The sequence below is a fragment of the Lactiplantibacillus sp. 7.2.4 genome (genome assembly GCF_018991185.1).
Taxonomy (GTDB): Bacteria; Bacillota; Bacilli; order Lactobacillales; family Lactobacillaceae; genus Lactiplantibacillus; species Lactiplantibacillus pentosus.
On the sequence record NZ_JAGYGS010000167.1, the window covers coordinates 1 to 622 of the forward strand.

At 40.4% G+C, this 622-nt stretch carries 1 protein-coding gene; it reads left to right on the forward strand.

Features of this window, described 5'->3' with window-relative positions; all coding sequences use genetic code 11:
• The first annotated feature begins 132 nt into the window (after positions 1-132).
• Positions 133-600, forward strand: coding sequence for a DNA starvation/stationary phase protection protein (locus tag KGF70_RS17040; protein WP_003587210.1), 468 nt, complete (start codon positions 133-135; stop codon positions 598-600).
• Positions 601-622: the final 22 nt, after the last annotated feature.

A 622-nucleotide genomic window follows, 5' to 3' on the forward strand; every position in this document is an offset into this window, starting at 1 on the left:
CCATATAACGTCTCCATCTTTTCAAAACGACTTAATTCTACGGGCTATAAATAACTTAATTTGCCAGTGTATAACGTTTCAGATTAAGCTACCACTAAGTTATAATAACCATATCGAAAGGAGACCAATCTAATGAAATATACGAAAACCAAAGCAGTATTAAATCAACTCGTTGCCGATTTGAGCCAGATGTCAATGATTATCCATCAGACGCATTGGTACATGCGTGGACCCAACTTTTTGAAGTTGCACCCCTTGATGGATGAGTTCATGGAAGAAATTGACAGCCAACTCGATGTCATTTCTGAACGGCTGATTGCGCTTGATGGCAGTCCTTACTCCACCTTAAAAGAAATGGCCGAAAACACTAAGATTCAAGACTGGCCTGGTGAATGGGACAAAACAACCCCAGAACGCCTCGCACACTTAGTTGATGGCTATCGTTACTTGGAAGACCTTTACCAACACGGCATTGAAGTATCCGATGTTGAAAAAGACTTCAGTACCCAAGATATTTTCATTGGTCTCAAAACCGCAATTGAGAAGAAAATCTGGATGATTCAGGCAGAGCTTGGGTCGGCGCCGGAAATTGATGAATAAAATAATATTAAAAAATCGGTAG